The organism is Gluconobacter kanchanaburiensis NBRC 103587 (assembly GCF_007988905.1).
In the GTDB taxonomy this organism is placed as follows: Bacteria; Pseudomonadota; Alphaproteobacteria; order Acetobacterales; family Acetobacteraceae; genus Gluconobacter; species Gluconobacter kanchanaburiensis.
The window spans coordinates 1-12,001 of record NZ_BJVA01000027.1; the positions used below are offsets into that span (position 1 = coordinate 1).

The window sequence follows — 12,001 nt, forward strand, 5'->3', positions numbered from 1 at the left end:
GGGCCGAAGACGATCCATCTGTTCATCCGTCCGCCAAAACAGATCGCTCATCTCCAGCCTTCTCGCAGAGCCTGAACCAGAATTCCACAATCAAATCAATGGGTCCTGAGCCTAGTCATCCGGATAATGGCTCACGTTCACCGTGATATTAAGCGCGCGCTCTTCCGAAACTATTGCATCGCTTGAACGTTCTTGGCGAGTGATGGAAGAGCTATAATGTATATTGTAAAAATCAAGCACATAAAGAATATGACCACATTGTTGTGTCTGTTTGTGGGAGGATGTAATACCTCGCCAACGCAGGATCTGTTCGGATCTTTTTTTCCTTCTTGGTTAGTGTGTGCGTTTGCTGGTGCCAGCGTGGCGGCAGTGACCCGAATTATAGTTAGCGCACTCGATTTCGACGACGCTATCCCTCTTCCAATGCTTTCATGGTTAGCGTTTGGCACAGCTGTTACGCTGGGCCTATGGATCCTCTGGATAGGTATCTGAAAGATGGTATCTCCCAAGAAAATGACGGGTTATGCATTTCTCGTCACCAGTCTGTTGCTGTGTGCGCTGTTCGCCGTCATAGCTGCTTATCTTGTCGATCGCAGTCCTCACACTGATGATGCGTTTATACAAGCCAATATTGTCAATATGGCCCCGGAAGTCAGTGGTAGAATTATCACAATCAATGTACGGGATAATCAGTTTGTCCATCGCGGTGACACGCTATTTGTCATCGATCCAGAGCCTTTCCGTTACGCGCTGGAGCAAGCTCAGGCCAATTTGAATAATCTGCAGGCTGAGTTGCCGCTGGAGCATCTGCAAATTGGCTCGCAAGTGGCGACCGCCAAGGCCCAGGGAAGCAGCGTCGAACAGATGCAGGCCCAGCTGGCGCTGGCTCAGTCTACCGAAGTTCGATTGGCTCCTCTGGCCCGACAGGGCTTCGTGACGGCTCAGCAACTCGATCAGGCCAGAAGTAATGTTAAAACCTCGTTGGCAGCGCTTGAGCAGGCGATTCACTCGCAGAATGCTGCAATGAAGAGCGTTCGCGACGACAAGCCGCTTCGAGCACAGATCGTTGGAGCAGCCGCACAGCTGGCGGCCGCGCAGAGGGACTTGCGTTTAACCGAAGTTAAAGCCCCGTGTGACGGTCAGATAACAGGGCTCAATATCGCCGCTGGTGAGTATGCGGCAGAAGGCAAGGCTCTGTTTACGATTATTGACACCGAGCACTGGTGGGTAATCGCCAATTTCCGAGAAACCCAAGTGCCTGATTTTCATTCTGGCCAAAATGCGATCATCCACGTTCTGGCGCGCCCCAATGTTGTGCTGCGCGGTCATGTGGAAAGCCTCGGCGGTGGTGTTCAGCCAGATGTAGGCAGTCTGACGAGCGGGCTGCCGCAAGTTGCGCGCAACCTGAACTGGGTCAGAATTGCCCAACGTTACCCCGTACGGATCAGTCTGGATCAACCTCCTCCTGAGCTTATGCGTATCGGAGCAACTGTCGTTGCGACAATCCAGAGATGAATCTTCACCTCTTCTCGCTCAGACGTCGGACTGCGAGAGAGAATAAGTCTGACACTGTCCATCTTCTCTCTATTGATGAGGGGAATCCGGTTTTCACAATTCGGGGAATGGCGGCAGAAATGGCGCCGTCTCCCGGACGGCTGGGAAATACGATCCGGCTGACATGTCTCGCTATCTTGTTTCTTCTGATTGGAGAGACGTTCCGGCTGCCTGAAGTCGCGCTCTTTGTGTGGATCGGATTCCTACTTTCAGGAAATGACGCGGCGACCAGTTCGCGTATGGCGTTGACTGGCGGCGGCATGATCGTGATCGGTACCGGTGCGAGCATCCTGTGCATGATGTTCACGATGGCTGAACCGGCGATCCGCCTGCCTCTGATGGTTCTCCTGACGCTTTGTGCAGGATACCTGAGTTCCGTGTTGACGGCAGGTATGCTCGCCAACGTATTTTTCTTCTGGACCGTCTATCTGCTGACAATGGTGGATCAGGTCGAGAGTGCGGGCAATGCGATAGACGCCTGGGTTGGAAACAGCACTGATAGCGTCATACGCGACAGTGCGTATTTGTCTCCAGAAGAGTCATTTCTTCACGAGTGCCTCTGGTTTGCGCTCCTTTACGCCGTAGCGCTGACACTGATCATTATTACAAACCATCTGTGGGGGCGTGATCCCGGCAAGGTACTGAAAAAGGCGGAATCTGACAGATTGTTACTTGTTGCCGATGCAATGGACGAAGGATGCGAACAGCATAGCCATTCGATGGAAAGACTTTTCGCCGCTTCTGTTCTGGGCGTTTCCGGCATGAGAAAGTTGCATGATCTGGCGGTATCGTTCAAATCGGAGGCAGAGAATCCCGCGGCCAGTCGTGCGTTAATTCGCTATATTTCCCGTATCTCGTTAATGGCGACATTATGGGCTACCACCGTCAACGAAAAACGAATCTCGCAATCCGAGGCGTCACCCACAACACCAGATATCCTTCAGACGTCATCTGGCATTCTTCGACACTCAGCGCGACTGATCGTAAAAGCTGACGATGAGGTTGCATTATCTGCTTTCGGTCACGACGTTGCTGCCAATCTGAAGCGTCTTGCGAAAGCGTTCGCTCCTAGCCCCGCATTGCACCCACTGGCTCGGGAGATCGCCCGGAGCGTTGGAATTATTCTCGCTTTGAGCTCCAGGCCTGGCGAAGTCGATAAATCCTTGCTGCCTAAGGTCGACGACAAGCCTACACCGCTTTTCAAGCCCGGGATTGCCGTCAAACAAGCAGGTCGTCATGCTGCGGGAAGATTATGTATGTCGGTTATCATCTGTTACCTTATCGAGCGCTTTACAGACTGGCCTGCGATCGGAACTTGCGTTCTGACTTGCTTTGTCGTTCCGATGGGGACAATTGGCGATACAACACACAAGATGTTTCTGCGTTTGCTTGGCGCACTTTCCGGGGGCCTTGCGGGCATTTTTTGTATTCTTGTGTTCATGCCGATCATTACAGGCATCATGGGACTTATTCTCATGATGACGCCCGTACTGTTTGTCTCGGCCTGGATAAAATCAGGAAGCGATCGAATTGCTTACGCTGGAGTGCAAACAGCTTTCGCCTTCTGCCTCAGTATTCTTCAGGGCTATGGTCCCACACTGGATATGCAAACGGCCAGAGACCGGGTTATCGGCGTCCTGTTGGGCAATGTGGTGGTCGCTCTGGTCTCGACAACGCTCTGGCCCGTCAGCGTCGCCACCATCGCGCGCAAGAACCTGGCGGAGGCTGTAAAAACACTCGCGGACATGACAGTTTTCAAGAAAGAAAATCCGAAAGCACCTTTCGATCCTGCGCAGGAAAAAGATCGCGAAGCATTCGGCCAAGCCATTGCGGCCGTTAGATCATCGTTCAGTGGAGACGCATTGGAGGGAGCCGCGGTCAGCAAGCGACTTTTCGCCAGCGATTTCAACCACCGTCTTCTTACCGATATCCAGATTCTGGCAGTAAAAATATCAGTTGTTGTCGATATGGCCCATTTGTCGAGTGCGATAGCCGACACGACTCTTGTCGCGTTGAGAGGATGGCTCGACAGGTTCTCACAATGGATCGTGACAGGGGAGGGATATAACGAACTCAAATCTTCCGTCCCGGTTCCTCCGATTATTCCCGATGATCCTGAGAGAACGATCTGGTTTTCGTTAATAGATGACGGAATTAAAAATATTCTGGGCACATTGGATGCCGCACAGAGTAATAATGCGGGTGTTTCACATGGTTGATTTTTCGAACAGGAAATCTGCCGTAGCCAGAAAGAGAAGAACAGGTCTCCCCTTTGTCTCTTCACTATGCTGCGTTCTTGCGACGGTAAGCGGATGCCATGATACGTCGGACCTCGCTCCCTCGGCCGCAGACCACCCGTGGCGTCCGGCAAAACAGACAGGTTTGAAAATGCCGCCTGGCGGTGGTGACTTTGCCGCGCCGACCTCGGAGCAGACACACAGTAAAATTTCCCAAAGTTTGAGCAGGCTGGATCAGGCCTCAGCCGAAGCTGGCATGCCGTCAACTCGGCAGGACGCCGCTTCTGCGGATAGTCTTGTAATATCTGGGAAAAAACTTTCGCTTTCCGAATTGATTGACATCGCAGAGAGGCACAATCCACAAACGCACCTGTCATGGGAGCAGGCGCGGCAAAATGCGCTTGCCGTGGGCGTATCCGAGTCAGCCTTGGCCCCGCAAATCACGGCGACCTTGCTAGCGGGAGGACGTCGTACCGTGACCTCCATGCCGAACTTCCTGACTCCTAGAGGGTATATGGCGGCTAATGCGATGGCTGCCTTTCCTGAAATTCAACTGTCTTATCTACTGTTTGATTTCGGCCACACCCGCGCAACCATAGACAGCGCAAAAGCTCTTTCAATCGCATCGAACTTTGATTTCACACAGACACACCAAAAGTTATTCATGGACGTCATCAACGCCTATTATAACCACGAAGCCTCGATCGCCGATTATGAAGCTGCGGAAGAGTCAGTCCGAAATACCCGCTTGCTGCAGGTTTCGGCGGAATCTCGATACACCCACGGGGAAGCCACCATCGTAGACGTTACCTTGGCGCGTAGTAACGCCGCCACTGCAGTTTTTCAGCAGGACCAGAAACGCAGCGCCGAGCACAGCGCGCGATATGCTCTTCTGCAGGCAATGGGGTTGCCACCAGACGTGAACCTGTCAGTCGCGTCCTCTAGAGACACACGCCTTCCACAACAAATCCCGGGAGATGTGTCACGCCTGATGCGCGCCTCTCTCGAGCGCCGGCCGGATATCCTGTCCGATCTCTATAAGATGGACGCCGCCACAGCTGCCACACGCGCCGCACAGAGGGCTATGCTGCCAAAACTGGAATTCAACGCAAATGTGCAGGCCTATATCGGTGAGCAAAAGGTGTACGGATATACCCAGACTGCACCAGCTTCACGGGTAGCCCAGCCTAACGGCACTGTCGCAGTCCAGTTGTCATGGCCGCTCTTTCAGGGTGGTTTGTTGCAAAACCAACTAAGGCAGGCGCGATCACGCGAGCGAGCGCAAAGAGCTACCCTCGATAAGGATGTTCTGGCTGCAGAACAACAGGTTGCTAATGCACGCGACGCTCTGGAGACCTCCCTTTCTTCAGTGCATTCGGCCGCCGTCGCCCGCGATGCCGCACAAAACGCCTTCAAGGCAGCGTCCGCGTCGTACTCCGCCGGGGTCGGTAATCTGACAGACGCGACGCAGGCCCAGACACAGCTTGAGCAGGCGACAAGCGCGTACGCTGTCAGCCATGCTCAGGCGCTGATGAACGCTGCGGCCCTGGCGTTCGCTACAGGAGAACTGACGTCCGCTGCCGGCATGGAAACGTTTGGAGATGATAGCAATTAGCGGTTAAATCGTAAGTCATCATCTTATCAAATAGCACGAGTGCCTCGGACATGGCCGAGCGTCTGGTCGCCTATCTGGAACGCTCGGGCCTTGTGGTGATGCTCGCACCGACCAGAAATGCTCCTGATAGCATCTGGCACCCGCACGACGTATTGTGATCTCCAACACATGCTGTCCACTAGTCTCTGTATCAGTCATTCCTGGTTTTCCTGTTTGCTAACAGGAAGAAGATCATGGCAGCCAGCCGGCACTTGGTTAGGCTCAGGACCCATTGATTTGATTGTGGAACTCTGATTCAGGCTCTTCGAGGAGGCTGGAGATGAGCGACCTGTTTTGGCTGACGGATGAACAGATGGAGCGTCTGCGGCCGTTCTGTCCCAAGAGCCACGGCAAACCTCGCGTTGATGACCGTCGCGTGTTGAACGGGATCATTTTCGTGAACCGTAATGGCTTACGCTGGCGTGATGCGCCCCCTGGTCAGTTTGGTTTTCTGGAAGGATCATATCATGCGTTTTTCCCTACCCCGCGCTGCGCTTCTGGCAGCTTCGGTCGCGGCCGTGCCGGCCATCGCCTCTGCCCAGACGGTAACGAACCCGGCTCAGGTCCAGTCTGGCAGCTATGCCATTGAACCGGGCCATACTCAGGTTGGATTCTCCCTGCTGCACTTCGGTTTCACCTATGTAAGCGAAGGAATCTACGAAACCACTGCGGCGCGCCCCGTTCTGAGAGCTGGCGGAGCAGGATGGTATTCAGAACTGGCCGAAGCTTCCATGCTTGACCTGCGTCGCCCGTCATCGTCCGATACAGCTCTGGACGAAGGTGCCGGCTTGCCGATTCTACCTTCTACGCCCTGAAAGAAGATTACCAGCCTTCGTCCCATTCTGCCCGGCTCCTGAAGTAATCCGAGAGGAAATCGGACAGGGCCCGTACCTTTGCGGCAAGATGCCGCGCGGGTGGGTAAAGGGCGTGTATTCCTAGTGCAGGCGGCTCGAAATCATGTAGAAGGGGCGTCAGCTTACCTTCCCGTATTTTGGGGCCTGCAATGAAGCTGGGCAGATAGGTTATTCCCAGGCCCCTTTCAGCCGCCGTCAGGCACGCCTCCCCGTTTGAGAAGGCGATGCGTCCGATCACGGGGATCTGAATGTCCTGTCCTGATGACTTATCGTGGAAAGACCAACTGTGGGGTGTGCGGAAATTGGTATCGATGATGCATGTATGCTGCGACAGTTCTTCCGGACGCCGGGGTGCGCCACGGTCAGTGATGTAAGTCGGGGCGGCGACAGTGACGATCCGGGCATCGCACAGCCTGCGGACAATCAAGCTGCTGTCGGACAGACGCCCGATACGAATGGCAAGATCGAAACCCTCCTCAACCAAGTCCGCCAGCCGGTCCGAAAAACTGACATTGAGGCTGATGGCGGGGTATTGCTCCGCAAAGGCCAGTAGCGCGGGCACGAGTTGAGCGGCCCCGAACGACATCGGGGCCGTAATCCGCAATCGGCCCGAAGGTGCGCCCGATGTCTGGCGGATAGATGCATCGAGCGCGTCCCGCTCTTCGAGCAGAACCTTGACACGCTCATAATAGACCTGGCCGATTTCGGTAGCGGAGAGGGCGCGGGTTGTCCGCTTGATCAATTGTACGCCCAGGTCGGCTTCAAGGCGGGACAGCATTTTGGAGGCTTGGCCGCTGCTGACCCCTATCCGCCCAGATGCCGCGATAAAACTTCCTGTTTCCAGAACGGCGACGAACAGGCGGTCAAGGCTCAGACGATCCAACTCACAGGTCCTTAGGACGCAAACGAACCCGGAAGCAGAAGAGTCCGTATGAATTCCTGCGCCCGCGTTATTCCCGAAGACGTTAGAGTATGGCCGACGCCGGGCAGAATGTCACATGTGACGGTCATGCCGATCGTCGTCATGATTTGTGCTGCCCCGTGGACTTCCTGCAGCGGCATGATGGGATCCGCATCGCCATGAAGCAGCAGAATGCGTGTTTCCGTAGACGGTGCATAGGAGGGGGGCGAGGCCAGCCGCCCTGAAAAAGCGGCCACGCCAGCCACGGGCCAGCGGCCGGAGACCACGGCATCCAGAGCCATGATCGATCCCTGAGAAAAGCCCACCAGCACCACCTGGTCCAGCCTGTTTTCAAAGCCGGCCTCCGAGATGCAGGAGCGGAGCGTGTCGTCAAAAGCTTGCCGCGCAGCGACGATCCGTTCCGTTCGGTTGGCCTCCGTTACTCCTTTGATGCTGAACCATTGTCGCCCGTCTGGCGCAAGGTCGAACGTGAAGGGAGCATCGGGAGCGGCAAGGGCGATCGTGGGTAGATCCGCCCCCCACTGTGTCAGTAACGGCGCAAATGAGGCCCCCCGACTGCCGACCCCATGCAGGAAGATAACCAAGCCGGCACTCATGCCCCCACCCCCGATGGGCGGGGTGTTGCAGGCAGGTGTGACGCCCATGCAAGGTCGGGCCCAAGAGGCACGATGCCACTGGGGTTCAGAGCCTTGATCGAATAATAGCCGCGCTTAATATGATCGAGACTGACGGTTCCCGCGACACCTCTGACCTCCAGCATTCGCTCCAGATAGCGGCTCAGGTTCGTGTAGTCCGCGACGCGGCGGCGATTGCATTTGAACAGCCCGTGATAGGCGGCATCGAAACGGGCTAGCGTCACGAATAGACGGATGTCACTCTCGGTCAATTGGTCTCCGACCAGCCATGAGGTGCTTCCGGACAGACGTGCTTCCAGCGTGTCTAGCATGCTGAAAACACCCTCGAAGGCTTCGTCATAAGCCTGCTGGGTTGTCGCAAATCCGGTGCGATAGACGCCGTTGTTGAGCTGCGTATACAGCACGTCGTTCAGATCATCGATTTCACCGCGCAGGGCTTCGGGATAGAGGTCGTGGTTCGATGACGCCAGCGTACCAAACCCGGAATTAAACATCCGCACGATATCAGCGGACTCGTTGTTCACGATCGTCCGTCTTTCCCTGTCCCACAGGACCGGAACTGTGGCACGGCCTGTATAGTGCGGATCCACGCGGGTATAGAGTTCATGCATCCACGTTACACCATTGAGCGTATCGACGTCCGCTCCCGGATAATCACCAAAGCGCCAGCCCTGATCGGTGAGGGTGGGTTCGACGACCGATACCGACACGACATCCTCCAGCCCTTTCAGGCTACGGGCAATGAGCGTGCGTGACGCCCAAGGGCAAATCAGGGCAACGTAAAGATGGTAGCGTCCTTTTGTGGCTGCAAAACCACTCTCTCCTGTAGGGCCGGGGCTGCCGTCAGGGGTGATCCAGTTGCGGAAAGACGAGGTCTGGCGGACAAATCCGCCTTTCTCGTCCTTGGCCTGAACCGGCTGCCAGTTTTCGACCCATTGTCCATCAACCAGCATCTGTAACTCCTGTCCTATAGGATCATGATGATCTTCCGACGAAAGAACGATGTTTTCTTTCGCTGTCGAGATTATTTATTCGGCTATCATTAATATGGTCGAACGCGAAAGATTAGATACTGTAGAAGCAAGGTATTCCTTCCTTTTGGGAAGGAGTTTTGCAATTGGACGTCTCCATGTGATTTGGCATGTTCACTCTGTCATGCGGCGAGACGGGGTATCTCGCGATCCACCAATCGCAAGTATCGTTGGTTGTCTCCCCCCTGCAACAAATTCCCTAATAAAATCAAATTCTTAGACCACATCATGGGCGGCCTTTTACGTTTCTACCCCGCCAGCTGGAATCAGTTGGCAGAGAATTCCCGCGTTGTTCCGGGACGCGGGATGTGCGTCAGAAGACGGCCGGGAAGGGCGAGAATCGGGATGACGAAGATCCGGTCAAAAACACCCAGGCAACTCCAGCGAATGAACCGGCTGTATAAGGTCTTAATGCAGACCATAGGCCTCCGGGGCATCTTTCCACTGAAGACCATTGCGGATTACATAAACAATCCCGCTCAGAACCCGCCTGTCATCCACGCGCGGCACACCATGCGCCAGCGGAAAATACGCTCTGATTTTCTCCATCTGCTGCGCGGAAAGCAAAAACACGTCACTCACAGGCCACCCACCGGACAGAAGGTTTCCACCAGGGGCAAGAGCGAAGCCACCGGCTTTTGCGTCGGGTGCAATTTATTCCCGAAATACGGCATGTCGATCACGTCCGGCACCGACTGACCGGGCCGCTTCACGTTCCCTTTCGCCAAAAGGTAGGCACTTTCATGCTCGTAGCGCAGAAAACCCGAAGATGACGCATAGGACTTGCGGAAAACGATATGCCCGACCATACGAAATCCGGCCGCTTTCCAGGCTTCGGCAAACAGGTCGATCTTGTTCCATCCGTAAAAACTAACGGCAAGGCCGCCCCATTTCAGGACACGGTGCATCTGATTCACCGCCGGCCGGAGCCAGCGTGCATTATCGTCGTTGCGGACTTTCCGCCCGTCCCTGCTCTGATAGTTCACCAGGTAAGGCGGATCGGTCAAAATGAAATCCACCGCATTGCGCGGCATTGCCCGCATCAGTTCCACACTGTCGCCGTTGAGGATGGTATTGCGGAAGTTGGTCGGTGTGTTCGTGTTGCCAGTCATGGTCTTTGCCCTTTGTTCCGCGAGGAACAGCCCCCACTGTTCCTCTGCCTCGCAGCGAGCAGCGGGGTAGCAACGGCAAGGGCGACCGATGGGGAGGGCTATCTCCCGATCTGCACGGAGCGCAGCGCAGGAAGATCGGGGACACCTCATCGAACGGCGTCAGCACGCTGACGCGGATCATCCGGGGCATACGGCGTTTTGATGAAACCACCCATCGCAACCTCAAAAGCGAAACGCCAGTCGGACCGCATATCCTTGATCCACTCGTCGATCGCATAGAGCACGCGCACCGCCTCCCGATTGACAGGAGGAACGGCTTTCAGGCTGCATTCATCAATAAAGCGTAACTGGTTCTGCGGATCAGACAGGTCATTCTCCTACCGATATTGCCGACGCCGCTCGTCTTCCTGCTACCTGTTTGTTAAGCGTGGCGATCTGTCGACGAAACGTCTCGATCTGACCCGCAGCCTGTCGTTCGGACTGCACAAGAGCCTCTTTCGCACGACGATCTCGAATATAGAATCCGATAGCATATCCAATCGCCAGAAGAATGTTTACCTTTTCCACGGCCGATAAGCCTCCCTTTTCTGCGCGATCGCCGCCGATTACCGCATCGACCGGCGCACGGTCTTCTCAAATCCCATTGTCCTGTCCTTGATCGTTCCAGTCGCCCCATGAGCGGCAGGTGGACAGGATGGCACGCAGACCCGACAGGATCAGGATCGAGGTGTTCGCCTCCGCCGGTGAGGCGGAAACGGCCGAAGAGGCGTTCCGTCCGTCCAATGAGGCCATCCAATCACTCGCCCCGCCTGATCGGCCGTTAGATGGCCCGCGAGCAGTTTGAGCGTGCCCGTGCTCTGGAGCGGAAACAGGCCCGTCAGAAACGATCCTGTCCTCTGCGATAGCCTCTCCTTCCCGGCTGCGTTTCCCCCGGCGAAGGCCCTCTCACCGGGCAGTCGTGCATTTCTTTTATGACCATTATGGTCCCGTGATATAAGGTCAGTCAATGAGGATCATCGCCCGTCGCACGCTGAGAGAGTTCGTCGACAGCCAGCATCGCCAGCGCCGAGCGGATCGTCTTCAACATCAAGGGCAACGCCTATCGCCTGATCGCGGCGGCCGATTTCGAGACGAGCATCGTTTGGATCAAATGGATCGGCACACACAAGGCGTATGACAGGATCGACGTGACAGAGGTGGAGCATGACGGCTGATCTGAAACCCATCCGCAACGAAGCGGATTACTTTGCAGCACTCGACGAGGTCGGTCACCTGTGGGGTGCGAAGAGCGGTACGCCGAACGGCGACCGGCCTCGACGTACTGACGACGCTGATCAACGCCTATGAGGCGAAGCACCATCCGATCGACCCGCCCGATCCGGTCGAGGCGATCCGCTTCCGCATGGAGCAGCAGGGCCTCATGCGCAAGGATCTGGAGCCGATGATCGGCCCGCGCAACCGGGTGGCGGACGTGCTGAACCGCAAGCGCGGCCTGTCGATCGATATGATCCGCCAGTTGCATGACGGCCTCGGCACCTCGGCCGAGGTGCTGATCCGGCCGAGCCGGAGGGACAAGATCGCCTGACAAGGAACATCCCAGATCCGGGGCATCATCGAGGCCATCAAGGAAGGCATGTTCCATCCCAGCATGAAGGCGGAGATGGATACGCTCGAAGCCCGCAACGCCGAACTGGCAGTCCTGCTGTCCGACGTCCCCGATGACGTACCGGACCTGTTGCCGAGTGCGTCAGCCATCTATGCCCGCAAGGTCGGCCGCCTGACCGACGCCCTCAACCGTCTCGAGGAACGGCTGGAAGCCGCCGAGGCGCTTCGGGCATTGATCGAGAAGGTTGTGCTGACACCCGGCCCGAACCGGGGCGAGATCAACGCGATGCTGTATGGGGAACTGGGAACGATCCTCACCTAGATCGAATGTCAAGCAATTGGAAAGGCTAAAAAAAGAAACACCCCCGGAGCTTTGCTCACGGGAGTGTCGGTATCA

14 protein-coding genes and 3 pseudogenes are annotated in these 12,001 nt (G+C 55.9%); 9 read left to right on the plus strand and 8 right to left on the minus strand.

Translation table 11 applies throughout. The features are described 5' to 3' along the window. Positions 1-249: 249 nt before the first annotated feature. From GKA01_RS14120 to GKA01_RS13910, 6 genes and pseudogenes are all read left to right on the plus strand, one after another. Complete coding sequence (locus GKA01_RS14120; RefSeq protein WP_371859276.1) at positions 250-492, plus strand: YtcA family lipoprotein; 243 nt, start codon at positions 250-252, stop codon at positions 490-492. A 3-nt stretch (positions 493-495) separates the two neighbouring features. Beyond that, a complete protein-coding gene (locus GKA01_RS13115) occupies positions 496-1,515 on the plus strand; it encodes an efflux RND transporter periplasmic adaptor subunit (protein WP_146864006.1) in 1,020 nt (339 codons plus the stop codon). A 119-nt stretch (positions 1,516-1,634) separates the two neighbouring features. Then, positions 1,635-3,773, plus strand: coding sequence for an FUSC family protein (locus tag GKA01_RS13120; protein ID WP_167506385.1), 2,139 nt, complete (start codon positions 1,635-1,637; stop codon positions 3,771-3,773). Next, positions 3,766-5,406: a TolC family protein gene (locus GKA01_RS13125; RefSeq protein ID WP_167506386.1), complete on the plus strand. Its 1,641-nt coding sequence runs from the start codon at positions 3,766-3,768 to the stop codon at positions 5,404-5,406. Before GKA01_RS13120 ends, GKA01_RS13125 begins: the two co-directional genes overlap by 8 nt. Before the next feature lie 319 nt (positions 5,407-5,725). Continuing rightward, positions 5,726-5,881: pseudogene (locus GKA01_RS13135) on the plus strand (transposase); the annotation flags it as partial. A 31-nt stretch (positions 5,882-5,912) separates the two neighbouring features. After that, positions 5,913-6,260 carry a hypothetical protein gene (locus GKA01_RS13910; protein ID WP_228119862.1) on the plus strand — a complete coding sequence of 116 codons (348 nt, stop codon included), beginning with the start codon at positions 5,913-5,915 and terminating at the stop codon, positions 6,258-6,260. Between the two features lie 7 nt (positions 6,261-6,267). Here GKA01_RS13910 and GKA01_RS13145 read toward each other — a convergent pair whose 3' ends face one another. From GKA01_RS13145 to GKA01_RS13730, 8 genes and pseudogenes are all read right to left on the minus strand, one after another. Beyond that, on the minus strand, positions 6,268-7,182 hold the full coding sequence (locus tag GKA01_RS13145; RefSeq protein ID WP_146864016.1) for a LysR family transcriptional regulator: 915 nt from the start codon (positions 7,180-7,182) through the stop codon (positions 6,268-6,270). Between the two features lie 11 nt (positions 7,183-7,193). Continuing rightward, on the minus strand, positions 7,194-7,817 hold the full coding sequence (locus tag GKA01_RS13150) for an alpha/beta hydrolase (protein ID WP_146864019.1): 624 nt from the start codon (positions 7,815-7,817) through the stop codon (positions 7,194-7,196). Next, positions 7,814-8,809, minus strand: a complete 996-nt coding sequence (locus GKA01_RS13155; protein ID WP_146864022.1) for a glutathione S-transferase family protein — start codon at positions 8,807-8,809, stop codon at positions 7,814-7,816. Before GKA01_RS13155 ends, GKA01_RS13150 begins: the two co-directional genes overlap by 4 nt. 425 nt (positions 8,810-9,234) lie before the next feature. Continuing rightward, positions 9,235-9,469: pseudogene (locus GKA01_RS13160) on the minus strand (transposase); the annotation flags it as partial. Continuing rightward, positions 9,469-9,999 (minus strand): annotated as a pseudogene (locus GKA01_RS13165) (DNA methyltransferase); the annotation flags it as partial. The pseudogenes GKA01_RS13165 and GKA01_RS13160, both read right to left, overlap by 1 nt. A gap of 146 nt (positions 10,000-10,145) precedes the next feature. Further along, positions 10,146-10,283, minus strand: coding sequence for a hypothetical protein (locus GKA01_RS13915; RefSeq protein WP_228119864.1), 138 nt, complete (start codon positions 10,281-10,283; stop codon positions 10,146-10,148). 85 nt (positions 10,284-10,368) lie between these two features. Continuing rightward, complete coding sequence (locus tag GKA01_RS13920; protein ID WP_228119865.1) at positions 10,369-10,566, minus strand: hypothetical protein; 198 nt, start codon at positions 10,564-10,566, stop codon at positions 10,369-10,371. 66 nt (positions 10,567-10,632) lie between these two features. Then, positions 10,633-10,782, minus strand: a complete 150-nt coding sequence (locus GKA01_RS13730; protein WP_194265829.1) for a hypothetical protein — start codon at positions 10,780-10,782, stop codon at positions 10,633-10,635. A gap of 272 nt (positions 10,783-11,054) precedes the next feature. Here GKA01_RS13730 and GKA01_RS13925 point away from each other — a divergent pair, with 272 nt between their 5' ends. From GKA01_RS13925 to GKA01_RS13190, 3 genes are read left to right on the plus strand one after another with little or no spacing between them, the layout of a single operon-like run. Beyond that, positions 11,055-11,213 carry a type II toxin-antitoxin system HigB family toxin gene (locus tag GKA01_RS13925; protein ID WP_306309739.1) on the plus strand — a complete coding sequence of 53 codons (159 nt, stop codon included), beginning with the start codon at positions 11,055-11,057 and terminating at the stop codon, positions 11,211-11,213. A gap of 32 nt (positions 11,214-11,245) precedes the next feature. Continuing rightward, a complete protein-coding gene (locus tag GKA01_RS13185) occupies positions 11,246-11,584 on the plus strand; it encodes a helix-turn-helix domain-containing protein (RefSeq protein ID WP_228119866.1) in 339 nt (112 codons plus the stop codon). A gap of 48 nt (positions 11,585-11,632) precedes the next feature. Next, the gene (locus tag GKA01_RS13190) at positions 11,633-11,926 is read left to right on the plus strand and encodes a hypothetical protein (protein WP_228119867.1); all 294 of its coding nucleotides are present in this window, start codon (positions 11,633-11,635) and stop codon (positions 11,924-11,926) included. Positions 11,927-12,001: the final 75 nt, after the last annotated feature.